21 protein-coding genes are annotated in these 26,770 nt (G+C 40.5%); 7 read left to right on the top strand and 14 right to left on the bottom strand.

The features are described 5' to 3' along the window. Position 1 precedes the first annotated feature (1 nt). Positions 2 to 1,498 carry a transcription termination factor Rho gene (gene rho / locus H8B17_RS12490; RefSeq protein ID WP_190309565.1) on the bottom strand — a complete coding sequence of 499 codons (1,497 nt, stop codon included), beginning with the start codon at positions 1,496 to 1,498 and terminating at the stop codon, positions 2 to 4. A gap of 579 nt (positions 1,499 to 2,077) precedes the next feature. Between rho and H8B17_RS12485 the strand changes: the two genes are divergently transcribed. Continuing rightward, positions 2,078 to 2,935 carry an N-acetylglucosamine kinase gene (locus tag H8B17_RS12485; protein ID WP_190309564.1) on the top strand — a complete coding sequence of 286 codons (858 nt, stop codon included), beginning with the start codon at positions 2,078 to 2,080 and terminating at the stop codon, positions 2,933 to 2,935. Between the two features lie 44 nt (positions 2,936 to 2,979). Here the strand turns inward: H8B17_RS12485 and H8B17_RS12480 are convergent, their stop codons facing one another. Further along, positions 2,980 to 3,663, bottom strand: coding sequence for a metal-dependent hydrolase (locus H8B17_RS12480; protein ID WP_190309563.1), 684 nt, complete (start codon positions 3,661 to 3,663; stop codon positions 2,980 to 2,982). A gap of 38 nt (positions 3,664 to 3,701) precedes the next feature. Continuing rightward, a complete protein-coding gene (locus H8B17_RS12475; RefSeq protein WP_190309562.1) occupies positions 3,702 to 4,025 on the bottom strand; it encodes a YbaB/EbfC family nucleoid-associated protein in 324 nt (107 codons plus the stop codon). Positions 4,026 to 4,129: 104 nt separating this feature from the next. Here H8B17_RS12475 and H8B17_RS12470 point away from each other — a divergent pair, with 104 nt between their 5' ends. Continuing rightward, positions 4,130 to 4,624, top strand: a complete 495-nt coding sequence (locus tag H8B17_RS12470; RefSeq protein ID WP_190309561.1) for a hypothetical protein — start codon at positions 4,130 to 4,132, stop codon at positions 4,622 to 4,624. Between the two features lie 24 nt (positions 4,625 to 4,648). On the opposite strand, the gene H8B17_RS12465 is transcribed toward H8B17_RS12470, so the two are convergent. Further along, on the bottom strand, positions 4,649 to 5,599 hold the full coding sequence (locus H8B17_RS12465) for a hypothetical protein (RefSeq protein ID WP_190309560.1): 951 nt from the start codon (positions 5,597 to 5,599) through the stop codon (positions 4,649 to 4,651). Between the two features lie 283 nt (positions 5,600 to 5,882). On the opposite strand from H8B17_RS12465, the gene H8B17_RS12460 reads away from it, so the two are divergent. Continuing rightward, positions 5,883 to 6,473, top strand: a complete 591-nt coding sequence (locus tag H8B17_RS12460) for a thymidine kinase (RefSeq protein ID WP_190309559.1) — start codon at positions 5,883 to 5,885, stop codon at positions 6,471 to 6,473. On the opposite strand, the gene H8B17_RS12455 is transcribed toward H8B17_RS12460, so the two are convergent. Continuing rightward, positions 6,468 to 6,983 (bottom strand): glutathione peroxidase, encoded by a 516-nt coding sequence (locus H8B17_RS12455; RefSeq protein ID WP_317171030.1) that lies wholly within the window; start codon positions 6,981 to 6,983, stop codon positions 6,468 to 6,470. The genes H8B17_RS12460 and H8B17_RS12455 overlap by 6 nt on opposite strands. 49 nt (positions 6,984 to 7,032) lie before the next feature. Beyond that, entirely contained in the window at positions 7,033 to 7,896 is an 864-nt protein-coding gene (locus tag H8B17_RS12450) for an N-acetylglucosamine kinase (protein WP_190309558.1), read from the bottom strand. A gap of 112 nt (positions 7,897 to 8,008) precedes the next feature. On the opposite strand from H8B17_RS12450, the gene H8B17_RS12445 reads away from it, so the two are divergent. Then, a complete protein-coding gene (locus H8B17_RS12445; protein WP_190309557.1) occupies positions 8,009 to 9,742 on the top strand; it encodes a M61 family metallopeptidase in 1,734 nt (577 codons plus the stop codon). Positions 9,743 to 9,805: 63 nt separating this feature from the next. Here the strand turns inward: H8B17_RS12445 and H8B17_RS12440 are convergent, their stop codons facing one another. The 6 genes from H8B17_RS12440 to H8B17_RS12415 all read right to left on the bottom strand — a co-directional run bounded on the left by H8B17_RS12440 (position 9,806) and on the right by H8B17_RS12415 (position 19,806). Next, positions 9,806 to 10,879 carry a glycoside hydrolase family 76 protein gene (locus tag H8B17_RS12440; protein ID WP_223816546.1) on the bottom strand — a complete coding sequence of 358 codons (1,074 nt, stop codon included), beginning with the start codon at positions 10,877 to 10,879 and terminating at the stop codon, positions 9,806 to 9,808. Positions 10,880 to 11,060: 181 nt separating this feature from the next. Next, positions 11,061 to 12,263 (bottom strand): glycoside hydrolase family 76 protein, encoded by a 1,203-nt coding sequence (locus H8B17_RS12435; protein ID WP_190309555.1) that lies wholly within the window; start codon positions 12,261 to 12,263, stop codon positions 11,061 to 11,063. Positions 12,264 to 12,394: 131 nt separating this feature from the next. After that, entirely contained in the window at positions 12,395 to 13,528 is a 1,134-nt protein-coding gene (locus H8B17_RS12430) for a SusE domain-containing protein (protein ID WP_190309554.1), read from the bottom strand. Positions 13,529 to 13,567: 39 nt separating this feature from the next. After that, complete coding sequence (locus H8B17_RS12425; RefSeq protein WP_223816545.1) at positions 13,568 to 15,223, bottom strand: RagB/SusD family nutrient uptake outer membrane protein; 1,656 nt, start codon at positions 15,221 to 15,223, stop codon at positions 13,568 to 13,570. A 10-nt stretch (positions 15,224 to 15,233) separates the two neighbouring features. Beyond that, positions 15,234 to 18,353, bottom strand: a complete 3,120-nt coding sequence (locus tag H8B17_RS12420; RefSeq protein WP_190309552.1) for a SusC/RagA family TonB-linked outer membrane protein — start codon at positions 18,351 to 18,353, stop codon at positions 15,234 to 15,236. Between the two features lie 34 nt (positions 18,354 to 18,387). Next, positions 18,388 to 19,806 carry a glycoside hydrolase family 125 protein gene (locus tag H8B17_RS12415; RefSeq protein ID WP_190309551.1) on the bottom strand — a complete coding sequence of 473 codons (1,419 nt, stop codon included), beginning with the start codon at positions 19,804 to 19,806 and terminating at the stop codon, positions 18,388 to 18,390. 515 nt (positions 19,807 to 20,321) lie between these two features. Between H8B17_RS12415 and H8B17_RS12410 the strand changes: the two genes are divergently transcribed. Further along, complete coding sequence (locus H8B17_RS12410; RefSeq protein WP_190309550.1) at positions 20,322 to 21,944, top strand: DUF6377 domain-containing protein; 1,623 nt, start codon at positions 20,322 to 20,324, stop codon at positions 21,942 to 21,944. Between the two features lie 53 nt (positions 21,945 to 21,997). Here the strand turns inward: H8B17_RS12410 and H8B17_RS12405 are convergent, their stop codons facing one another. Then, positions 21,998 to 22,537, bottom strand: coding sequence for a hypothetical protein (locus H8B17_RS12405; protein WP_190309549.1), 540 nt, complete (start codon positions 22,535 to 22,537; stop codon positions 21,998 to 22,000). 173 nt (positions 22,538 to 22,710) lie between these two features. On the opposite strand from H8B17_RS12405, the gene H8B17_RS12400 reads away from it, so the two are divergent. Both H8B17_RS12400 and H8B17_RS12395 read left to right on the top strand, forming a co-directional pair. Beyond that, entirely contained in the window at positions 22,711 to 24,471 is a 1,761-nt protein-coding gene (locus H8B17_RS12400; protein ID WP_190309548.1) for an AMP-dependent synthetase/ligase, read from the top strand. Between the two features lie 17 nt (positions 24,472 to 24,488). Then, positions 24,489 to 25,430 carry a YihY/virulence factor BrkB family protein gene (locus tag H8B17_RS12395; protein ID WP_190309547.1) on the top strand — a complete coding sequence of 314 codons (942 nt, stop codon included), beginning with the start codon at positions 24,489 to 24,491 and terminating at the stop codon, positions 25,428 to 25,430. Between the two features lie 94 nt (positions 25,431 to 25,524). Here H8B17_RS12395 and H8B17_RS12390 read toward each other — a convergent pair whose 3' ends face one another. Then, the gene (locus H8B17_RS12390) at positions 25,525 to 26,760 is read right to left on the bottom strand and encodes a DUF5689 domain-containing protein (protein ID WP_190309546.1); all 1,236 of its coding nucleotides are present in this window, start codon (positions 26,758 to 26,760) and stop codon (positions 25,525 to 25,527) included. Positions 26,761 to 26,770: the final 10 nt, after the last annotated feature.

Below are 26,770 nucleotides of genomic sequence, written 5' to 3'. Positions count from 1 at the left end.
GCTATTTATTCATGCTAATTAAAAACTCTTCGTTTGATTTGGTCCCGCGCATTTGCGTTAACAGAAATTCCATAGCTTCGGTAGAATTCATGTCAGCCAGGTGATTACGTAGTACCCACATCCGTTGCAATATATCACGATCTACCAATAGATCGTCACGACGAGTACTAGAGGCTGTCAAATCGATAGCCGGGAAAATACGTTTGTTAGCCAATTTACGGTCAAGCTGAAGCTCCATATTACCCGTACCTTTAAATTCTTCGAAAATTACATCGTCCATTTTGGAACCTGTATCGGTCAAAGCTGTTGCCAATATAGTCAATGATCCACCTTTCTCAATATTACGCGCTGCCCCGAAGAAACGTTTTGGTCTGTGCAACGCATTAGCATCCACCCCTCCTGATAGGATTTTCCCTGACGCCGGCGCAACCGTATTATACGCTCTTGCCAAACGTGTGATAGAATCCAATAGAATGACCACATCATGCCCACACTCTACCATTCGTTTTGCTTTTTCCAACACAATATTGGCGATCTTCACATGACGGTCTGCAGGTTCGTCAAAGGTAGACGAAATCACTTCTGCTCGTACATTTCTCGCCATATCGGTTACTTCTTCCGGACGCTCATCAATAAGTAAGATAATAAGGTAAACCTCCGGATGATTCTTTGCAATCGCGTTAGCAACTTCTTTCAATAAATTTGTTTTACCTGTTTTAGGTTGTGCTACGATCAATCCACGTTGGCCTTTACCGATCGGGGTAAATAAATCCATAATACGTGTGGAATAGTTTCCTGTACCTAAATCTAAATTCAGTTTTTCGTCCGGAAATAAAGGTGTCAGATAATCAAACGGCACCCGATCCCGAATCTCTGCTGGATTTTGGCCATTGATCGACTCGACACGAACCAATGGAAAATATTTTTCTCCTTCTTTTGGTGGACGGATGGAACCACGGACGTTATCCCCAGTTTTCAATCCGAATAATTTAATCTGGGATTGCGAAACATAGATATCATCTGGAGATGTCAAATAGTTATAATCTGATGAACGTAAAAAACCATAGCCATCTGGCATGATTTCCAATACACCTTCGTTAACGATGACATTACCAAAGTCTGTTGGAAGTACCGGAGATGAAGTTTCTGCTTTAGGAGCAGAGCTTGCTTCTGTTCCGTTTGTCACGTTAACCTCAGATTGCGCTTCAGTTCCAAAACTATCATCTGTCTTCGACAAATCATCCGTCAAAGATGTCCGCTTGGTCATTGAGACAGGCTCCGTTTTTAAAGTCCTGACACGTTTCCTTGTTCTCTCTGCTACGGGAGGCTCGGTTTCTTTCTTTTCTGGGCCTTCATTTTCGATAGACTGTTTCGCTATCACCGTGATACGATCAATCAATTCCTGTTTACGCAGTTTATCTGCATCAGTGATGCCCAGTACTTTTGCAATCTCGCGTAACTCCGACACGAGCTTGGTATTTAGTGCATTAATATCCATTAACTTTTTACTATGAGATATAGGATTTTACTTTTTTGAATTCATCCAAATTACATTTTTAACAAATGCTATTCCATTATTTCTTAGATGTGCTAAAAATATGATAGAGGGTACATAACTATTCTAATACAACGCAAGCTACTTGCCTCTCTCTAGGATAAATCTGAGAATTGGCACAAAAATAACATAACATTTGTATATTCAAATATTTTTTGTGAAATATTTTTTTTGACGCTATCGGTTTTTCACGAAGTGAGACACTATTTCCTCCAACAACTCTCTATATAACGTCCTTAATCCAAAATTGTTTTAATAGCAGTTGAAAATAAAAACTTTATTTTCAACACCAAACATATTGTACAAAATACACTAAGGATAAAAAAAAATAAAAATTAAAAAAAAGCACTTTAAAAGCGATTAAAAGGCATTTTTAGAGACAAAATGTATTTTCATTTTTTATCTATCTGCTTTTTTAATTTTTAAAATTCTTGTTTTTAGACAGAAAGATGTATTTTCGGGCAAGTATTAGTAAAAAGTAATTAGCAACAAAAAACATAACACAATAAAACCAAATCTATAATGATAATCATTGCAGACGGAGGATCGACAAAAACAAACTGGTGTTTGTTAGATGACTCAAACAAAAAGATATACTTCAACACAGAGGGTTATAACCCTTATTTTGTCGATAGTGAATATATTGTTAATTCGTTAAAAAAAGGGCTACCTAGTGATCTACCTTTTGATAAAATTACCGAAGTAAATTATTATGGAGCCGGTGTGCATAACGAAGAGAAAGCTAAAATCGTAGAAATGGCTATGCAGAAAGTGTTTCCGAATGCTAAAGTGGAAATTGGTCATGACTTGCTCGCCGCCGCACGTGCCTTGTTAGCAGATCAACCCGGTTTCGCTGCGATTTTGGGTACAGGTACAAACACCTGTGTTTATGATGGAGAAAAAATAACGCATAATATTGATTCTGCAGCCTATATATTGGGGGATGAGGGAAGTGGAAGTTATATAGGGAAGAAATTGTTAACGGATTTCATACGTGGCTTAATGCCTGAAGCGGTTGAAAAATTATTTTTTGAAACCTATAAACTCACCCCTGATGAAATCATGGACAACGTTTATACAAAGCCATTAGCTAACCGTTTCTGTGCCAGTTTCAGTAAGTTTGTATATGACAACAATGTCAATATGGAGTATACTCGTGGCATTGTGGAGGAAGCATTCGACACATTCTTTAAGAACCTAGTAAGCAAATACCCCGATTATCAAACCCACACATTTAACTGTATCGGCTCGGTAGCCTATAATTTCCGGAATGTTCTAGAGGAAACGGCCAAACGGTATGGTATGGAGGTTGGTAAGATTATACGCTCACCAATAGATGATTTAGTAGTGTATCATATCAATAGAACAGCGAAGGATTAATTTTATTATTCTACAGAGGCGCACTAAACGGCGCCTCTTTTTATTTATAAAGCAACCGACTCACCTACCTGTGGCAGATACAACTGCAATCCATTTGCTTCAAATTTCCTTTTAGCTTCCTCTGTATCAATATGAATAGGCGGGAAGGTATTATAATGAATGCCTATAATATTTTTGCAGTTCACAAGCTTTGCGGCTTTAATAGCATCATCAACATCCATTGTATAATGTCCACCGATAGGTAAAAATGCCCAATCTAATTGTAAATCTTCCAATAATTTCATTTCCAACGTGAGCGCAGTATCTCCAGCAAAGTAAATTTTTTTGCCATCAACAAAAAAAACATATCCAACCGCTACCCCTGCATATTCACCATCCGGCGTACTGTTGGTATGTAACGCATAGACCATTTTTGCCTTTCCGAAAGGCAAAGAAAGCGTTCCGCCAAAATTAAATTCGATGACCTTATCATCTGGCACGCCCTGTTTTCTTACCCATGCGGCTGTCTCTACAATTGCCGCCACAGTGGCACCGCTATTCGACTGAATATATTTCATGTCTGCGACATGATCTTGATGACAATGTGTTAAAAAGATATAATCAGGTTTTAAAAGATTGATATCAATATCTTTTGCCAACGAATTATACCTAATAAAAGGGTCTAATAAAACCTTAGCATCATTAAAATCAAATACTACACACGACTGTCCATAATAAGTAACTTCCATATATCTTCCTTAAATAAAGCTGTAAGCCGGTGCCAACACTATTTATTGCCACCAAATAAATTTCCTAAACCGCCAAGACCACCTAATAAATCTTGTGAAACCACTTGCATCTCCGCTTGGCTAACATTTTCTGCTTGCTGCAAAGCCTTGTTCAATGCAACGACCAACAATTCTTCCAACTCTTCTTTATCATGGAGCTGCTCAAGAAATTCATTATCAATCGTAATCTCTCTTATTTCTTTACTAGCAGAAGCTACGACTCTCACTTTGCCTCCTTCTGTTTCTCCAAAAACAGAAATGCTATCTAAACGTTTTTTAACCTCTTCAGCTTTTTGCTGCGCTTGAAACAACTTGTCAAACATAATATTCCTCGTTTTATAATGCAATTTACGAAACCTATGACATAGGGGCAAAAAAGAACAAACAAAAACTTAACTTTGCAGGAACTTATAGGAGCGTAACATACATGCAGAATCTTAATTTTTACACGACATTACTCCACCACATACAACAGACGGAACCCGATATGGCCGAACATTTGGAGGAGGAGGTCAATATTCTCATACACAAACTCAAATTCATTTCCGAAGACCAACGTCCCTCGGTTCTCATATTAACACAAACGGGATTTCATCCCCTATTTAATGAACAGTTGGCGGACAGTGTAGCTATCGCGGGAGGAAAATTACTTACGGAAAAATACGATAACCCTTCACTACTATTCATTGTTCAAGAAAACGATAAACTTTATGCGGATGTTCCCGACATTCTTCAGGACGAAATATTAAGTAGGACTGACGCTTTACAATCAAATAACATTTATATTATCCAAAAAAGAAATTTTGGAACACAAAGTATCGATTTTCTACACGACGTCGAAATTTGTGCAGAAATTGTACAGCCAAAATATTTTGTTTACGGGCGAAAAGGAACAGACTGGGTCCAGTTTGAGATAGCATAAAAGAAAGGCGACAGGCCTTCTTTTTTATAACATAAATTTTTTGCGCAGAATAGCATAAAGTTTCTCTACCGTTTGCGGTTTATCCGCCCAGTTATTTTTCAATGCATAGTTCGTCTGTAGAAAGGCATCCGCTTCCGCAAACGTAACGTATCTATTCAAAAGCTCAATGGCTTCACTATACGCTAAGGAATACCCGTTAAACAAATCCTTAATAAACAACAGCTTGTCATTTAAGCTAATAGATGATTTGAGATCAACTATTTTATCTTTATCTACTCCAGAAGTTATATTCGAATCTACTACTCCAGTTTTACGCTGCTGCTGAAGAATTTCGTTCAGTGTCAGGGGACGTACTGGTTTTTCCTCCTCAACATTCGGTATATTCAGACTTTCGTCCAATATAATCTGCTTAGGTTCTTCCACCACTTCGTTCACAACAACCTCTGGTTGAGCGCCTTCCGCAGGAGCTTGCTCAGACTTAACTTCTTCCTGCACAGGACGCGACTCTTCCACTACAAGATGGGGCTGTTCCTCTTTTTCAATAGGCGTAGATTGTATTGATGGGGCCAAAGGCTCCTCCTTATCATCGGCAATATCAGACGGATCTTCTGCTAACGGAGCCACGTCCGTCTGCATTTCATGGATCGGAGTATCGGCTTCTTCGGGTTGCCGTCCCTCTTTCTCTATTACCTCTTGAATTTCATCATGTACGGGTTGTGTATCTATTTCTCCCTCTAAAGCAAATGAAGACGTAGACCTTTCTTCATTTACGGACGCGCTTTCTTGTCCAACCGTCGCAACTAATTTTCGTAGTATTTCAATATGGCTGGTCAAATAGATAGCTTTTGCTTCCAATAATAACAAAACTTCATCTGAAGCTGCCATACTTTTATCTGATAACGTCGTGTAATCGTCATTAATCTCGACCAACAACTCTCCTATTTTTGAAAATATAGTTTCCTTTGTGTATGCCATTAGATACCTTTTTTGATATAGAACACTCAAATTTACATAAAATGCGCTGTATTCACGAACCGAATTTTAAATGAGCTCATGCACGCCTTTAAAAATAAACAAAAATGCATAAATCCTAATTAAAAATAATTGAGCCACATATAAAATGAATTTATATAATTACTTTCAGAGAACTCGCAAGCTCGGTTCTCCTCAGCAATCAGCTGTATTTAATAGAAGAAATTTAAGGAAATAATTTCGATATTAGTGTCGATTGTAGGAAAGAATAATTTAAAGAATCATCATGCTATTTTCCGAACATAGCTTTATCCATAGAAACAGACAGGTAGGCACGATAGAAGTTATTTGCGGTTCCATGTTTTCCGGCAAAACGGAAGAGCTTATCCGACGAATGAAAAGAGCACAATTTGCCAAGTTACCCGTTGAGATTTTTACGCCAACAATAGATATTCGCTATGACCATCACGGTATTACATCGCATGATAGCAATACCATCGCCTCCACTCCCGTACCACATTCCTCCGCAATTTTACTGTTAAGTGCCGAAACAAAGGTAGTCGGTATTGACGAAGCGCAATTTTTCGATGAAGAGCTGCCCCATGTCTGTTCACAGTTAGCCAATAAAGGCGTCCGTGTCATCGTTGCCGGGTTAGACATGGATTACAAGGGGGTTCCTTTTAATCCAGTTCCCGCACTGATGGCTCTAGCAGAACATGTTACAAAAGTACACGCCGTCTGTGTTCAATGTGGCGCACCTGCAACCTATTCTTACCGAATAACAGAAAGTCAGGAACGTATACTTTTAGGGGAGAGAGACAGCTATGAACCACGTTGCCGCGCGTGCTATTTTGGGTTAATCGACAGCGACTTATAATTTGCCGACTATAGCTACATCTAAAGGATTGACGCGAGATCGATAGCGATGTACCAGTTTCCCTTCTTTATCTATTAAAAACTTTTCAAAATTCCATTTGATATCTCCTGTAAAGTCAGGGTTTTCCTGTGTGGTCAAAAACTTAAACAGGGGATTGATGTCTTTCCCCTTCACATTAATTTTTTCAGACAACAAGAAATTAACCCCATAATTTTTTTCACAAAAATCTAGGATTTCCGCATTGCTATCAAGTTCCTGCCCACCAAAGTTATCAGACGGGAAACCAATAATCACCAAGTCATTACCATACTCGTCGTTTAAAGCTTGTAAGTCTTTATATTGCTTCGTGAAGCCACATTTTGAGGCCGTGTTGACAATTAAAATGTTCTTTCCTCTAAAATCCGATAGCTTGATCTCTTTGCCATCAATGGACGTGAAACTGAAATCATAAATCGACATTGTTGGCGACATCACCGAAGCCCACAATATTATGCTCGCTATTATATTCATTTTATCTCCTTTTATGTGATTGGGTTTCCCACACACCACGGATTATGCTTTATTTAATAATCAATCTCGTTTCTCTTTCAACAACGAAATGAAATAATTGTTCTATTGGATTACTTAAAATCGACCCGACACGAACGCCCAACACTTCACATACTTCACGCAATTGCAGATCAAAATGATAGGCAATACCACCGACAAAGTTAACCTTATATTCCCAAAAGTCTGGATAAGTAATAACATGTGTTCGAATAAACTCATCAAATCCATTTTTCAACAAAGTATCAATATAGGGGTGTAATCGGTTTTCAGCCATAAACTCTGCGAAAGAAGCTAAATACGCATTTGGTCTATCCTTTTGGTATACATTCTTAATGACAACGTCTTTGCTAACACGGTATTTCTCAGCGAATTTTTTTTGGAGATCTTTCGGCATCTTTTCATAAAGAAAATCAATTATTAATCTCCTTCCAAACCAAGCTCCCGAGCCCTCGTCACCGAGCACGTAGCCTACTCCATGCAAGCTAGGATGTAACCCTTCGCCATCGTAAAAGCCAATATCGGATCCTGTACCTATAGTACAAACATATCCTTTATTATGTCCACAAGTGGCGTAGGCACAACCCAACATATCACTTTCAACAGAAATAAATGCTGTTGGGAAAATTTCGGTAAGCGCATTGGAAACAATCTCTCTTCTATCCGGTGTCACACATCCAGCGCCAAAAAAATAAACTTCATGAATCTCATTCGCATAAGGCAGTATTTCCGGCACCTCCTGCATCACACGGGCAATTTCTTTTTCATTTACAAAAAATGGATTCAGTCCCTTTGTACGAAAGGATAGAGGTGCGCTGTCCGGTAAATTAAGCATCCAATCAGAACTGGAAGAACCACTATCTGCAACTAAAATCATATATGGTGTTTAAATTTACATTGTGCACCCCAAAGGTAATAATTTTTCGTGTATAAAATACTTTTGAAGCTTTGCTTCAATCTACGTAGATTTGCGATAAAAATCAACAATCATGTTAGAACCCCGCATACATTTCACCCTCTCTTTTACAGAACCTCAAGCACATTATATGGACGTTGAAATGGATCTATTCGATTTTACCGAAACAACATTGGATATTGCGATGCCCGTATGGACACCCGGATCCTATCTAATTCGCGAATATGAGCGTCATGTGGAGAATGTGGAAGCATTTTCCGAATCAGATAGGGTTTCTTGTATGAAGATTTCTAAAAATATATGGCGTATAGCACAACCGTCTCGTCATACCAAAATACGGTATAGAATATATGGTTTCGAAATATCTGTGAGAACCAACATGATCAATGCCGATCGGGCATTTATTAATCCGGCGGCAACCTTTATGCATGTAAAGAACTGTATCGATCTTTCTTGTATGGTGAAAATTGTGCTTCCAAAAAGATGGCATCATATTTCAACTGGATTACCAAAAAATACCGATCATGAACACACTTTTTATGCGGAAGATTTTGATATTCTGTACGATTCACCCCTCGAAATTGGAAACCAAGAAATATGGCACTTCGACGCAGCAGGCGTGCAACATGAGTTCGCGATGGTAGGCGGTGGAAATTACAACAAGCAGCAACTAACCGCTGATATAACAAAAATCGTAGACGAAGAGACTAAGATATGGGGCGAGAATCCAAACACGAATTATGTTTTCATCACCCATAACTATCAAACAGGTGGTGGCGGACTCGAACACCTTAACTCTACAGTGTTGGGTGCGAGCCGAAATGCCTACAAAGCACCAAACTCCTACAAAAATTTTTTGTGTCTCGTAGCACATGAATACTTTCATCTTTGGAATGTTAAACGGCTTCGGCCAAAAGAGCTGGGACCTTTCGACTATAGTGAAGAAAATTACACAACTGGCCTTTGGATTATGGAAGGATTCACTTCATACTATGATAATCTCATCATCCGGCGATGTGGATTTTTTTCTGTACAAGAATACCTTGATATGCTCGCCAACGATTTCAACCAAGTGTATAATCGTCCAGGGTACCGAGTCCAATCCGCCGCTTTAGCCAGTTTTGACGCTTGGATAAAGCATTACAGACCGGATGAAAATTCGGCCAACACCAGCATTTCCTACTATAATAAAGGAGCGATGCTCGCCGTTGCACTGGATCTTCATATTCTAACGGAGACACGGGGAATAAAGCGGCTAGATAATGTGCTTCGAGCGGCCTACCAAACTTTCTACAAAAAAGAAAATCGAGGTTTCGAAGAAAAAGAATTTCAATCATTGGCGGAAATTGTAACAGGCGTCGATCTTTCTGCGATCTTTTATGCGGCGCATAGCACAGAAGAGCTTGATTATAACGTATATTTTAATCGGGTTGGTTACGAATTAGTCGATTTAAACCATGACACGCAAGAGCTTTCGTTGGGTATCAAAATAGCAAACCAAGAGGGACGGATACTTATAAAGAATGTGGAACGTAACTCAAGTGCCTGGGACGCAGGGCTAAATGTTGACGACGAACTTATTGCCATCAATGGAAACAGACTCGATCTGGCAGGTAAAGAACTGGAATTTATACTACAACATGGTCAAATAGATGAAATTGTTGACGTGTTGGTTTCCCGAGATGGATTGGTACGTACCATCCACGCACCTCTTCGCCGCTCTATCAAACAGCAGTGGTCAATTCGAGAAAAGCTGGATGCCACCGCGGCAGAGAAAGAATTGGGGAATCTTTGGTTATCGATATAAATAATGCAGAGACGCTACATCTAGCGTCTCTACACTATCTTCACACCCACTTCAACCAAAAATTTATTTCAAAATTAAAATATTCGCGAACATTTCAACAATAGCAAATTGGTCTAGTAACCATTTTCGCTCATTTTTCTTCTCTCCTTTCCAATCCTTGTAAAAAAGACCATTTTCATCTCTATTGGCCATCCATGCAAAATCTAGATTTTTACGAAATGCTTGTAAGTAAGTGGGATTATTGTCTAATTTATAGAGCTGGACAAATCCACGCATCATGACAGCGATAAACCAATTATCACTATTTTTTAACCGGTGTGAGCCATCTGTCTCAAAAAAATGATGGAAAGACGCTTTGGCTACGTGCTGCGCTTCTTCAAGATAATGCGGTTCGTTCGTTATCTTATACAACAAAGCAGCAGCTTCGATCATTTGCCCCGAGTTATAGGGATACTTTGCCCGATCTCTGCTCCCATCTAAGCGGACATTATCCATATAGACGCCATCTGTATCTTGCAGATGGGTCTTGGTCCATTCATATAGGGACTTACCCATTCCTAGATACTTACCTTCCTTAGTGGCTTCATATAATTTAAGTGCAAAAACTGCCGCTGGTGCATTCGAACAGGTATTTTTAGATGTCTTTTTTTGCTCACACCAATAAATGCCACCGCCCAATAAATCATCATGACCACTATAAACGAAATCCCAAACTATCTTTGCTTTTTCCAGGTATTTCGTCTCACCTGTTAACAGATAAAGATTGGTGAAGTCGATCCCGATCCAGATATTATCATCATAAAAACGGTCAGATACGGGTGCAGATGAGATGTAAGAAGCATATCCTGCTGGCTTTCTTTTATCGTCATAATATTCTTCTAATCCAGGGATGAGCCGTTTATCAATGATGGATTTATATTTTTTGCTTTCACTGTGTTCATAGAGCGCAACCGTAGCAGACAAACCTCCTGAATACGGCCAAAGGTAGGCATACTCTTGTTTACCGCTGGCACCATCGCCTAAATAGTCTGCTTTGTACCCCCCATCTACTGGGAAATTCTCCCGAAGTAAAAAGGTTTTATTGCTTCCATACTTTTTTAGAATCACATCCAATGAGCTATCCGCAGATTTCAACATATCTACCGATGTTGATCCATGTATTGATGAAGACTCTTGGGAAAAAACGTTTCCTGTCAAAAAAACTAAAATTACTATTGTGCAATATTTTATCATGTTTTTTTCGTATAAATCTTGCGCTAACTTACGCCATGCGCGTTTGCTGTTATTTTTTTATTTGCTAAATCGACTCAGCCAATCTTTAATCTATTAGCCCGTCACCCTTTAATATTGCCATTGCTTCCATTAGCATGGCACCACTGAGGGCAGACCGCAAGTCTCCCCAAGTCTCGGCATCACCCGGATTTTTCCACCAGCTGTAGCTAAACTTGATATCGGGCGACTTTTGTGTACCCGCCATCCACAGATATTCGGCATTGTTCGTGATAAATTCAATGTAGCGATCTCTGTCGGCAGTAGGGAGATCAGGATGCTGTATCAATAAGGTAAAGTAACGGATAAATATGCCTTTGAACAGATTGACATCGTGACCGCTGCCTCCGCCGGGCTGCTCCCCGTAATCAGTCAGTACACCATAGCTTTTGTCTACATTGTAGGTAATATGATAGTTCGTAGCCTTTATAGCATCGTCTAAATAGATTTTATCTCCAGTAATATCATACAATTCCAACGCTGCTCCTATATATGTTCCCACATTATAGGAAAAATCATTATTGGTGTTGTCTAAATGTTCAAATACCCTTCCTGATGAAAGGATAGTACGGTTGTATTTCATCCAATCATAGATTCTTTGAGCCCATTCGAGATTGTTAAATCCTCCATGACTTTCTTCGGGATATTTTACATATCGCCTTGCAGCAATGATTGCCGCAGGGCCATTTGCCGGGATACCCTTTGCTTCGCCGAGGTTATCCGACGGTTTGCGCCACTTGATCCCGCCGCCTTCGTAATCGGTCCAGCCTTCCGTAATCCAGCGCCATAAGTTTTTTGAGGACTCTGCATATCGCTGGTCATTTGTGACTTCCAACGCTCTCATGTGCGCTAAGCCATGCCAACCCATGTCATCATAGTATTCATTTTCCCAAGTATTGCTATACCAGTTTTTAATCCGAACTCCTTCATAAAAATCAAAAATGGCCTGCTTAAACTTATCGTCGTTCGTTCTTACATAGGCGTCTACCAGTACATCGAGACCGTGCGCTTCTGGCCAGTAATCGTTCCAGGCTACTTGCGCGTCATACGTATTATTGAAAACATGCGATGTGGTATTCCAATATCTATCAAAAAAAGAATTCGTACTGCTATCTGCTGCCGCGGTCCAGTCGACTGCATAAAAATTGTCCTTTGCAGATGGCGATGGCGTGTAAGTGTCATCATATTTAGTACATGACGCAATAAGCATAACCATAACCGCAAGACAGGGTATTATTACATTCCTTTTCATATATTTCTTCCTTATTAATATAAAGCGCGCTGAAGATATCCGACCGTATCGTAAATAGTGTTCAGCGGCATGCTTCCATTTGATTTATAGCAGGTTTTCCAGAGCTATGTGTTCCGGAAAAGCTCCTGATCTTAGTTAACCTTCACCAAATGGGTATATGGCCCACTCGCATTCATAGTTACGGTAACCGTGGTATTAGCACCATCTACTGCTGATGAAAATTTCCACTTGTCATCCCACTGCGTGGTCTGGTCAAGTAATTTGACATAGTAGTAAGAAGCTGGACTAGCTGCGGTTGGCTGACTATCTGTTCCGTTCACAGTTCCCAATTGCCTGGTTCCTAACGATGTTTGTAACTGGAATTTATAACGCTCATCTTTCCCCCAGCTTTCCTGTCTGAAATTGATAACGCCCGTTCCGGACCATACACCTGCACCTTGATAGGGAAGGTCAAGTATCACCTTGTTTTCTGGGCTGAAGAATACCCCCATACTGGTAATTTTCATCGTGCTCACACCTTTATTGGTGAAATCTAACGTGATCCGATAAACAGCAGTTTCGTCTACATTGGACTGTTGTTCGCCGTCAGATTCTGAAAGTTTAGCATTTTCATCAATATAGTAGCTCACCGCCTCTCCGGTCGTACGGTCTACAAACCGATATCCACCTTCGTTTTTCAACTGCGTATAGATTTCAAATCTGCCGTCGTCTGTTTTTGTCAAGGACAATGCTTGTGAAATATCGCTACCCGTTTCTGTCGCCTCTCCGGTAATGAACACGGCATCCGGTATCACTTCAAAGCCTTCCAGACGTTTGATAGTTAATTTATTTTTTTGGGCCGATACCGCAGAGCTTAAACCTCTCCAGGAGGCTACAGACCAATAGATTGTCCCTATCTCGCCAGTGGGTATCCCTGCTGCGGAAGCAGCCCTGTTGATATCGAGGTGTGAAATAGAGGCGTAAAGCTCCTTCCCTCCTTTTTCAGAAACAATACGATAAACCGGTTTTTCTAGATCAGCTTCGTTGTAGAACACCACTTCGTACGAAACAAGTTGTCCGTCCTGAGAATGGCTTGATGCCCACTGAAACAGTGCGGTTGCACCCTGATCCGAGCGCAAAGTAATCTGCTGGTTTTGTGCCGGAGCATATAATGCGTCAACAGCACTAACTGCAGGATCTTTATACTCCATATCATTTTTACTACAACCTGCTACAAAAAGTATCAGGAAAAGTACGATAGAACTGTTGGTTAATTTAGCTTTCATATTTTTTTAGTATTACGTATTCACCTATTTAATTTGTTATTAATAACCGGGATTGTTTGGCTTAAGATTAGCGTTTAAGTCCATTTCGTCCAATGGTACCGACCATAGATAATCGCGATTGTCATTAAACTGGTATTGCTCTACCAGCACATGGCCCTCATTTACGCTTGGATCGCTACCCGCGAATCTAAAACCGTACACTGGGCCGTTTAAAACTTGTTGGCCTATTCTCCAGCGTTTAATGTCGTACCAACGCAACCCTTCAAACGCCAATTCAACTCGTCTTTCGTTGCGGATAATAGCACGTATCTCTTCCTGCGATTTTGTCGCTGGGTAGTTTAAAGCCGCAGCCGCTTGAAATCCAGCACGCTCACGTATAGGCTTGATAGTCATATCCCACTCATCTTGGGATATTTTCCCGATCTCATTACACGCCTCCGCGTACATCAACAAGATATCCGCATAACGAAACATGATAATATTCAACCCAGATCTGTTATTTCTCGTCATGTTCCAATCGTAGTACTTACGCAGATAATAGCCGGTTTTAGTCTGACGTTCGACAGGCCCTTTGTAAGAGTCGTCGGTATTCGTGCCTACCGCTGTCCTTATAACGTCTACAGTGCCATCTTTATTTAACCAACGATAGTTATCATACACGATGGATGCGGTTAGACGGGGATCCCGGTTAGTGTAGGGATCGTTTACGTTATATGCAGGATCACGATCTGAACCAGTCACGGGTAACCCATTCAGCGTCATATACGAATCTACTAGGCTTTGAGTCGGATTGTCCGCAGATATTTCTGCATATTTTGTGATAGGAGCCATAGCACTCATGTTCGTCCAAACTTTGGATATACCGTCATACGTGATATCCAATATAACTTCGTCGTTATACTCGTTCTCTGGCGTAAAAAGGTAAAAATAGCTTTCGTTTTGTGTCGCGCGTTGGAACAATTGGTATGTACCGTATTTTGCTTGCTCATTGATCAGTAAGCCGGCATACTCCCTCACTTTCGGAAAGTTGCTTTCGTACAGATACGCACGTGCTTGAAAGGCTACCGCCGCTCCCGTTGTAATGCGCCCTCTTTCGGCTGTCGCCAAGTTATCTTTCGTCGGCAGATTGCCATTTTGAATGATCTCGTCAAGCTCCTCATGGACAAAAGATAGGACTTGGGCACGGGGCGTGCGACTGACAGTGTAGGCATCATCAAGCGATACCTGCGTTAGAAAGAATGGTACATCACCATAGTAATTTACCAATCTGAAATAAATGTACGCACGGATAAAGCGGATTTCGTCGATCATCCTATTTTTAGCATTCTCGGACATGTTCGGTACGCGATCTACATTTTCTAGAAACACCAGACATGTCTTGATGCCGCCATAAGCATCATCCCACTCCGTATTGAACAAGTTGAGCGCGGAGGTCGCCTGTCCTTTTCGGATCACGTAAGGATCGTTTGTACCATAGGTATGCACTAGGTTATCGCTCAAGAATTCATCCCTCCACATGCGGTCTGCACCATACATTTGGTTGTATGCCATATTAAGTACCAGTTGTGCTTTTTCGGTACTCTCCCAGTAGTTGGCATCTGTAAACCTGTCGATAGGCGCTATATCCATGTCCTGACAAGAATGGAGAAACAATAGGGTTATCGGTGCAAGAATAATATATACTATTTTTTTCATTTTCATACTTTTAAAAATCCACGTTAATACCTCCTCCAAAGAATTGGAGGGTAGGATAGTTTCTCCCGCTGTTGCCTCCGCCAGCACCCAGCGTATTGCTAAACTCTGTCGATTCAGGATCGATAAAAGAGTTTTCGCTAAAAGTGAAAGGGTTCTGCGCATTAGCATACACACGTATTTTACCCACGCCCAGCTGTTGGGCCACTTGATTTGGCAAGGTGTATCCTACCTGTATATTTTTCACACGGATGTATTTCGCATTGAGCATATACATGTCTGAGGCCGGGCCCCAATTGTTGGCAAAAGAATTACCGCTGTTGGTAATTAGCCGCGGATACCTCGCATCGGTATTGGTTACGGTCCAGGTATCAAGCTGGTGCTGGAAAATCACCGGATACCAACCCCCATTGTGAAAAGGAGTGTAAATATCCCCCCGCAACGATTGTAGTCGTTTTCCCACACCTTGTATGAGGATTGAAAAATCAAAGCCTTTGTAATTCATGTTATAATTAAGACCAAAATTGTAATGAGGGAGCCCATCACCGAGGTAATAGCGGTCATCGTCGTTGATGACGCCGTCCCCATTGCGATCTATATATTTTACGTCGCCCGGTTGAGGAGATGCTCCAATAGGCACTGCAACATTCTCAATCTCACTATAGCTTTGGAAAAGCCCGCCAGTTTTCAAACCGTAATATGCACCTAAAGGCAATCCATTGCGCCGGATAAATCCGATGTTGTCCACCGTATTGATCTGCGGATTACCAAGATCTACAGCGATATTTGTGGTGTTTCCAATATTGAACGTCGCCCCATGTTTCACAGCGCCGGTGACGAAATTATAATTAACATTTAGCTCCCAACCTTTGTTTTCCATAGAACCAATGTTAACATCCCCGAGAGCTGTTCCAAATACACCAGGTGTTACGGGTTGCAGTAGAATGTCCGTCGTTTTATTCGTGAATGCATCGAAGCTTACTGCCAAAGATCTGTTTAAGAAGGTTAAATCTATCCCGATATTTTTACTGTTGACCTTCTCCCATTTCAGGTTTGGACTGGCTTCCTGAAATCCAGTACCAGAAACGGGATTGTTATTAAATCCTGCGATATTGTTATAGACGGTATAAGTCGTGAAATACTGGAAATCGCTAATTTCCTGATTTCCTAAGATCCCCCATGATCCGCGAAATTTAATATCGCCGACAGTCGTCTTATAGCTGTCCATGAAATACTCCTCTGAAAGCGACCAGCCCAACGAGACGGAGGGAAAGGTTCCCCATCTGTTTTCGGCGGGAAAACGACTGGATCCATCCATACGGATAGTAAAATCGGCCGAATAGCGGTCGTCGTAGTTGTAGTTGACACGGGCAAATGCAGACTGGATTACCCGGCGTAGCGTATTATTGACTTCGGTGCGACTGTCTTCAAAAATGGTTTTGTCATCTTCGCCGTTATTGATCGGAATACCAAGATCCGCATCGGTATTTCTGGTTTTAACATCTATTCCCCTATTATGTAAAACTTCTTGGGATCCTCCCCCTAGGGCCGTTACGGTATGCTTACCAAAGGTTTTGTTATAATCTAAAAGTGCCTGCGAATTGATGAATATCCCCTTAAAAGCATAGTTCTCCGTTTCCCTATTTACGCCCTGTAAGATAGGGGTTGTGCTTTCTGCACTATTATAAACAGGATACTGCAACCTTCTTATAAATCGCCAGTCGGATGTATTGTCCAGTCCAAATATTGCCCTCGCCTTGAGGTCGTTCGAAATCTTGAACTCTAGTGCTGTGCCTACGTTGATCCAATCGTTATTGTGCCTGTTGTATCCACCCAATTGGAGCGCTGCGCCAGGACTTGTTCCCACCGAACTCACCAGATATCTTCCATCTTCCGTCTGAGCGGTATTGTAATAATATTTGGGTGTACGGCTGGCATCAGCTATTTTAAAACCAGCGTTAGCCTCATCACCTTTTGCGTCGTTACGTACATAACCGAGGATGAGATCAATCTTCAGCCGCTTGTACTCTGTACTTAGCTTTGTGCGAAGATTGTATCGTTTTACGCCATATCCCGGGCCGATAAAGTTACTGCCTTGATCGTAATATCCACCCGATATCATATACGTACTATTTGCCGAACCGCCAGATATATTCAAATCATAATTCTGCTGATGCGCGCTCTTAAAGATATAATCCATCGCCCACTCTGCATCTCCATGCTCCTTAAGGTCTTGTATTTGTTCTGGGGTATATGTGGGATCTTGCCCACCATTTGCCAACGCAACGTTCATCAATGTTGCATTCTGCCAACCTTCAACTGGACGATATAGGATATCCGGTGTCTGCACACCGTACGAAGCTCCGACGCGTATATGAGGTCCAGAGTTCTTTCGCCCTTGTTTCGTGGTGATGAGAATGACGCCACTCGCCGACCGCGACCCATAAATCGCCGCCGTTCCAGCATCTTTCAATACAGAAATATTATCGACATCGTTCGGGTTCAGTTTATTCATATTGTTGATATCGGATATCATTCCATCGATAACCACCAAGGGCGAAGCACTCGTAACGGTGTTGACACCACGAATATTAACATTCATGGCGTTATCGTTGGGATTCATGCTTTTTTGCTGGATGAGCAAACTAGGCGCAGCACCTTGTAAGGCTTGGGTAAGATTACCCACTGGCCGATTCTCTATCTGGTCTGCAGCTATTTGGTCTACAGCTCCGGTAATCCGCTTGCGAGTCGTAGTTCCATAACCGATAACAATCACTTCATCCAGCTCTGTATTGGCGGATTCTTTCAGCACAACATTTAAGTTAGTTTGTTGCGTTAAAGTTACTGTCGTCTGCTCGTAGCCCAGGAACGAGATCTCAATAACTTCTCCCACGGATGCACTTATTGAAAAATATCCATTATGATCTGTCGATGTACTAGCTACCCTACCTTTCACCGCTACACTAGCTCCCGAAATAGCGACTCCTAATTCATCTTTTACAACCCCGATATAGGTTGATTGATTTAGATCATGCTTATCTTCCTTGATCGGCTTTGCAGTTATAGCGTAACCAAGGACGCTAAAACCAAAAAGGTAAATAAGCAACGGAATTATGATACATATTCTTCTCATAAAATAATCTATGTATGGTTTATAATAATGTTATTTAACGTAACAACTCCGGTTTCTCTTGGTACACCTTCCATAGTAATTCACCAAACAACGTGTTTGTCCAGGCAAACCAGTGTCGGGTAAACTTCTTCGGATCATCCTTATGGAACGATTCGTGCATAAATCCGGTGTCACCATGCGTGTTTTTCAATGTCTGGATACATTGCCGTATTTCGGCATCACTTGTGGACGTTAGCGCTTGAATAATCAGTGCCATCGGCCATATCATATCACGGCCAATATGTGGGCCACCGATGCCAGCAGCTACCTTTCCTTTGAAATAGAACGGATTGTTTTCCGACAGCACAAAGCGCCGGGTACGCTGATAGACCTCGTCATTGACGTCCACCGCACCCAGATAAGGTAACGATAACAGACTAGGCACATTGGCGTCGTCCATCATCAAGTAACTACCGAATCCGTCTACTTCGTAAGCATAGACACGTCCATGCACTGGATGGTCAATGATACCATATTTGTTAACCGCATCCTCGACTTCATTGGCCAATGCGTCCATTTTAGCCGCCAATTCCGTATTGTTTTTGACTTTACGCAATATTTCGGCCGACTGTCGTAGGCTAACTACCGCAAACAGGTTGGCTGGGATCAAGAATAAGAATATACTACAGTCGTCGGATGGGCGAAAACTTGAACAGATCAAACCTACTGGATTGACAGGATAACCATATCCGTCGACCTGCAAAGTGTCTGTTCCACGCGACGTCGTACGTTCGAATTTATACGGCCCTAAGTTTTCCTTGCGTTGTTGCTCGACAAATGTCTTATAGATATTTTCTTGCGCTCGCACCCATTCGTTGTCAAAAGGACTCGTATCTTTTGTTTCCTTCCAATAGGCATAAGCGAGGCGTATGGGATAACAGAGTGAATCAATCTCCCATTTACGTTCATGGATTCCCGGCTTCATATCGGTATGATCAGAAAACCATTCGCCTTTTTTGTTTGGGTCGTTATAGAACGCGTTGGCGTAAGGATCAATATTAATACATTTAGATTGTTTGTTGATCAATCCGAGAATTAGGTTCTGAAGGTGCTCGTCCCTTCGCATAAAAGGGAGATACGGCCATACCTGCGCACTACTATCCCGCAGCCACATCGCATCAATATCTCCTGTAATAACATAAGTCAGCTTTTGTTGTGAGGTTGATTCATCATAAATAGTCGTGTCCAACGTATTCGGCAAACAATTGTTGAACAGCCAGCCCAGCTCCTTGTCTGCTACATTAGTTTGGAACTCTTTAATGAGTTTCTCAATGACCGGGCTTTTAAAGTGCCGATCTTTCTCGCTAACTCTGACGACGGGAAATACCTGACTAGGGCCGCCAAAAGAAAAATTGTGGGCTAACATACCTGCTCCAAGTATAGCCGAGTTTTGAATAAAGGTTCTTCGTTTCACAGTTTATTAGTTATAAAGTGTAAATTAATTGTATGCTATCGGAAATGCGAGTATCCCCTATAAAGTCGCTTTCGCATAATTCGGGATAAGCGAGGTAGCGGATACTTCCTGATATCGGATATTATGCCGGCATTGTTCATTTAGTAAGTTTACCATGGGCAAAGATTTATAAGTTAGCTTTGAGAAATCAAAGTTATCAGATTTTCAAGCGTTCTTTTATACTGATTCTTTCAATGTAGTAAGAATATAGAACATAGAATATTTAAAATGCTAATACACAGAATATTAACAAACAAACAACCTATGTATAATGTAGAAGATGAATACTTTAGTTTTAATCATATTGGAGATTTTCAGTCACTTTTCCAATAAAAACAGCGACTAAAGAAGCCTTTTTTTACACATACAAGTGGTTATGAAATAATATTATTTTTGTAGCTTTGGAGAAGCGTATTATCCGATTATTTTTATACAAACCTTCTATTGTATTTAACTCGCTCTGTATTATACCAAGTATGAAAAATTCATTGTTATTAATTATATTCCTGATATCTTCAATCTTTACAGCTCCTGCATACAGTAAACAACTTGATTCCTTACTGCATGTATTGGATAATGCTATTCAGGATAAAGATATATATACAGCAAAAAAAGAAAGCAGTATAGATAGTTTAAAGACAAGGCTACACTCTTCCTCCGATGTGAAAGATCAAATCGCTATTACAAAAGATATCTGTCTTCATTATATTGTATTTATGACCGATTCAGCACTTTTGTATACCCGAAAATTAGAAAAGTATGCATTACAGGCCAACGATTATGAAGAATACATTGATTCTGAGCTTTTCCGCGTCCGTATATTAAAAACGATGGGATTACTTAAAGAATCGACCGATATATTGAATAGTGTAGATACATTGAGAATCTCTGATGATCTAAAAACATTTTATCTATATACAAAACTGTCTGTCTATAACTTATTAATTAAAACTTCCGAAAATAACGATGAAAAAAAGAAATATGAAACCATTACGACCTCACTAAGGAACAGACTGGTCTCAGGTGAAGTTTTATCACCGATGGACTATATTTATGTTAATACAGAACGCCTTATTCAACAAGAAAAACAGTATGATCAAGCCTTAAAGGATCTTCATGAGGCATACGCTGATCTAGATCCTGAGGAGCGTGAGGCGGCCATTTTAGCCTATTCTATAGCTAAAGTATATGAAGAGAAAGGAGAGATGGACACAGCTATCGAGTATCTTGTAAGATCCGCAATAGCTGATATCAAAAGTGGGGTAAAGGAGTATATGTCACTCCGAAGACTAGCGGCTGTAGTATTTGAAAAGGGGGATATAAACCGGGCATATAGTTATATGAAATGTGCAATGCAAGATGCGATATTCTATAACGCCAGACTCCGCACACTTGAATCTTCCGAGATGTTCAATTTTATTGACAAAACGTACCAGAAAAAGGAAGAACAACGCCAAATATTATTGCTAACTATCCTTATCGTTATCTTAGTATTGTTAGCTTTCATCTTTTTTACACTACTGTATGTGTATAAGCAAAAGAGAAAATTATCCATCACTAAAGATGAATTGTCACGATCCAACAAACTGCTCACGGAAAGCAATCAAGGGCTCGCAGATTCGAATATTCTCAAAGAAGAATATATCGGTTTATATATCGGACTTTTTTCCGACTACCTTTCAAAGATAGAGCAGTTCAGACTGAAAGCGCATAAGATAGCTAAAACACAGGGGGAAGAAGCACTAATGAAATTTATTGACTTATCGCTAGACCCAAAGGATAATTTGGAGGAATTCTATAAGAATTTTGACGAGACCATATTACGCCTGTTTCCAAATTTTGTTGAGGAAATAAATAAGCTATTGTTAAAGGAAGAAAGAATCAGTTTTAAAGTCAATAGCAACCTTACGCCCGACCTTCGCATTTTTGCGTTGATCCGTTTAGGTATTACCGACAGCATAAAAATTGCTTATTTTCTCCGTTACTCTGTCTCAACTATTTATAATTACAGAACGAAAATGAGGAATAAGGCCGCAGGAAACAGAGACGAGTTTGAAGGTCTGGTTATGAAAATAGGTATCGATAAAAATATAACATAGCTTTAATAGCATGTGTACCGCAACGTCCGTACACATGCCCTTAGTGTGCTCAGCTAAAACTTATATCGAATGGTCAACCCGAATGGGTCAAAAAGCCTGATACTGCTTTCTTGAAGAAACTCAAAATAAGGCTTAACATCAACAGACACTGCCAGTGGTGTTGTCGGAATATTATATTCTATACCGATAATACCGTCAATACTCAATGCCAGTTCTGAACGAGGATTAGTTCGTTCTGTATTTACCCATGTTTTACCATCCTCGTCAGTATGTTGGGTTTGCGTGACAATCTCCTTATATTTAAAGCTACCTATACTTCCCCCAAAACCGTAGAACCAAGTAAAATTTTCGGCTAGCGGCCTATGGTATTGATAAAGTCCCCCTAGACGGAAACGTCTATATTTGGAATTGCTTTGTATGCTAAGAAGGCCTTCCACGGCCCTATCATCGGCCAATGTATAACGGTAACTAAACCCTGTGGCGCTTCCAAAACGTCCACCCACAGCATGCTGACTATCCAATTGCGCCCATGATGTATCAAATGAGAATAGAATAATCCCTAATGTCAGTAATAGCAAATTTGCTTTCTTCATGAATATTATACTAAGTTTTACGTACGTCAAAAGTAATACTTTATTTAAACGTTCAAAAGTTAAATTCTGTTATCATTCGCTCGGAAATTTGTGAGATAATCAACATTTTTATCGATAAAACGTTATCTTAGTATAGAAAAAACAGATTGTGAACCTCTTAACGGAAACACTATATGAGTCAGTTAAATAGATTGTTTGATGTTCTGGATAGATATACTTCGGCAAGCGCCAACACCTGTATGGTTGCAGGCAAAAAGGATGGAGAGTGGCAACCTTACTCGCTCGATCGTTTTACTGAGCTTAGCGACAATTTGAGTAAAGCCCTCCTATCCAAAGGATTAAAAAAGGGCGATAAGATCGCTTTGATGTCCGGCAACCGACCTGAATGGAATATCGTAGACTTTGCTTGTAACCAACTGGGTATTGTTACTGTTCCCTTGTATCCTACGTTAGCGGCTCACGATCTCTCGTACATTCTCAACAACGCCGAAGTAAAATTACTCTTTACAAGTAATGCGGAATTGACCCATAAAGCAGAACAAGCTATACAAGATCAGCAATTATCCGTGGAAATTTATACATTTGATGCTGTAGCAGACGAACCACGCTACCAAGAATTGATAGAGTCCGGTTCGCGGCAGGACATCGACCTACAACCGTATCGAGATGCAGTTCAAAGTGATGATTTGCTCACCCTGATATACACTTCAGGTACCACCGGAAAACCTAAAGGAGTACTCCTTACTCACAAAAATATTCTCAGCAATGTAGAAGCCTGTCAGCATCTGGTTCCAAAAGACACGAATAAAGCTATAAGTTTTCTGCCGCTCTGTCATATTTTCGAACGAATGGTTGTCTATATCTACCTCTCAAAAGGTATCCAAATCTATTATGCGGAGAATTTGGATAATATCGTCGCCGATATCAATGATGTAAAACCGCAGATTTTCACGACCGTGCCCCGGGTCTTAGAGAAAGTATACGATAAAATAATCGAAAAAGGGAAAGCGTTGACTGGCCTAAAAAAGACTCTTTTTTTCTGGGCTGTAGAACTAGGGCATCAATACCAAGAACCCAAAAAAAATGGCTTCTTCTATAACGCCAAATTGGCCATTGCACGAAAACTTATTTTCTCTAAATGGCGAGACGCTCTCGGTGGCAATATTAATTTAATCGTATCCGGCGGTGCCGCGCTCCAAGAACGTTTAGGTCGCGTTTTTTGGGCTGCGAACATTAAGGTCTTAGAAGGATATGGGCTAACGGAAACATCCCCCGTTATAGCGGTCAATTCACATGTTGATACGGATGTTAAATTTGGCACTGTAGGGCGAGTGTTGAAAAATCTAGACGTAAAAATTGCGAATGATGGAGAGATTCTTGTTAAAGGACCAAGCATTAGTCCTGGATACTATAAAAATGAAGAAGCCACCCGAGAGGTAATCGACGAAGAAGGCTACTTTCATACAGGTGATATCGGCGAGATTACATCCGATGGTTTCCTCAAAATTACCGACCGGAAGAAAGAGATGTTTAAAACTGCTGGAGGCAAATACGTCGCACCGCAGGCACTAGAGAACAAACTGATGGAGTCTATCTTAATAGCGCAGGTCATGGTTATTGGTGAAAACCAGCGTTTTCCAGCAGCACTCATAGTTCCTGCTTTCGAGGAATTAGAAAATTGGTGTAAACACAAGGGCATACCTTTTGTTTCCAAAGAAGAAGTAGTCAAAGACGCACAGGTTATCGAGAAATATCAGCGAGAGATTGATCGCTTAAATGCAGGCTTCGGACAATGGGAAAAAGTAAAAAAATTTGAGCTTCTTTCCAAAGAATGGACTATAGACGATGGTGAACTGACGCCTAAGCTGAGTCTAAAACGAAAAGTTATTCTAAAAAACACAGAAGAGATCATCAACCGGCTATACGAAGAATAGAAATATACACTGTTTTCATGGAAAAAGAAACACTATGGCAGAAGTTGAAAGGATTCGGGCAATTATTACTGGATACTATCAATAGCTTTCTTAACGATAAATGTCTTAAAAAAAGTGCTTCGTTAGCATATTATACCGTATTCTCCATCGGACCCCTGATTTTAATATTAATTTGGGCATTAGGTTTTTTTTATGGCAACCAGATGGATTCTCCTACGGGTGCACGCGATGAAATTATGACGGAGCTTAATCAACTATTCGGACCAGACATCACTAATATGTTGGATAATGCGATCAAAAAAATATCTCTAGAGAGTAAAAACAGCATTGGTCTTTATATCGGTATTGGCGTGCTCGTTTTTTCTTCCACAACTATTTTTGTAGATATACAAAATTCCATCAACGAAATCTGGCATATTAAAGTCAAACCTAAAAAAGGCTGGCTGAAAATTATTATTGACCGCCTTCTTTCTTTTTCCATGATTCTCGGTCTGGGATTTCTCCTTATGGTTTCTCTTATTCTCAGCAGTGTAATTGGATTGCTGATGGGCAAGGTGGGTGATTTTTTGAGTGAATATATCCCAAGCATCAACCTCCAGCTGATTAAGCTTATTAATACGGGTGTTTCTTTTTTAATTATTGCGACCTTATTTGCGTGTGTTTTTGCCTTTCTTCCCGACGCAAAGACGCGTTTTCGGGATGTGCTATGGGGTGCGGTCTTTACTACATTGCTTTTTCTTTTAGGGAAATCGCTTATTTCCTGGTATCTGTCCTCGAATGTTACCGCAAGTTCATTTGGGGCAGCCGGTTCAATTATAATCTTGCTGAGTTTCGTGTATTACTCCGCCGCTATTTTGTACTTCGGCGCCGAATTTACCAAACATTATGCGATCAAATATGGACGAGGAGTGCGGCCCCGTTCATACGCAGTTCGTATTGAAATAAAGGAGGTGGAATAACAGATAAAAACAACAACTTCCCTCTTAGGTTTAAAGAGAGAAGTTGCTGTTAACGTTCTGAATTCACGTCTTAAAAATTGCTAAACTAATTACGTTAATTATTATAGATTGTAAAATCGTCCATATTGAGACGACCGTTGTTATCGGCCCCTAATGCCAACTTATGGATCCGAAAACGCACTTGACCTTTGATATCCATATCGAATTCGGCTATTTTAGGCATTTTGTTATTTGCAATGACATCATTACCCATTTGGCTCCAAGTTACACCACCATCAGTCGAATATTCCAGTCGCCAAGAGCATCCTGGATCGGTACCGTAAGAACCGTGCGAAATAGTCACCTTCGAGGCTCCTCGATAAACATCAAAGTTCATTTGTAAATATAAGGGTACTTCATTGCGTTGGTTGAACTGCACGCCTTTTGTTCCATCGACATTAATAGGACGTAAATCAGTTTTAGTAACCAATGTCGCACCATCAAAAGTCCAATTACCCGAAGCTAAATCTAGGTTTGCCTTTGCATAAGCGTCTTTGACCAAACTGGTATTGAACACTTCCGGAAAGCCTGCCGGATACGGAGATGGGTTATATTCCTCTAAATCGTTATAATCACGCATCCATAATTGTATGGTCGAACCATTAGAAGCGTATTGTACGATACCTGTGAAAGTACCAAACGACGGTATCTCTTCGTTAGCAAAAGAAGCAGATCCATTCGTATGCAATTGTATTTTTCCACCAGTGCCATCATCTAATTCTTTATCCCCTTGAAAAGTATCGTTAGCTTGATGACCAAGGATTTCAGCACCGACAACTTTAACAAGTGAACCCGCATAATCTGCAAAATTTGCATTCAGTTCCGCTACCACTGCCGTCCTAGGTACTATGGAGACGTTCTCTTTCAATACTTCAACGTCCGAAGATTTTATGCCTGTAACCGTAATATTCTTACGGATAGCTGTAAGTGTTCCTGCTTCTATATTTACGCGAACAGAATCACCAAGTTTGAATAAAGCATTATCATCGAGCAACACATTGATACCAATCCGCTCTTCCTGTATAACTATTCCTTTTTCTATAGGAAGGTTTCCAGAAGAAGCAGATGACACAATTATCCCCGTAATAAAAATCTTCTTAAAGTGCTGTTCGCCATTTAGAATTAGATCTTCTCTCTTATAGAATTCTTTTAGCTCTTTAATGGCTACGTTAATCTCCTCGTCAAACGCAAAAGAGTCGTTTTCTTTTTCACACGAAACGGTAGTCAATAGGGTGACTATAAGTAAAAAATAGGCTGACCAGCGTCTACATATATAAATTATATTTTCCATAATATTTTAA

Source organism: Sphingobacterium arenae (assembly GCF_014692505.1).
In the GTDB taxonomy this organism is placed as follows: domain Bacteria; phylum Bacteroidota; class Bacteroidia; order Sphingobacteriales; family Sphingobacteriaceae; genus Sphingobacterium; species Sphingobacterium arenae.
This window is presented reverse-complemented; position numbering and strand designations above follow the sequence as displayed.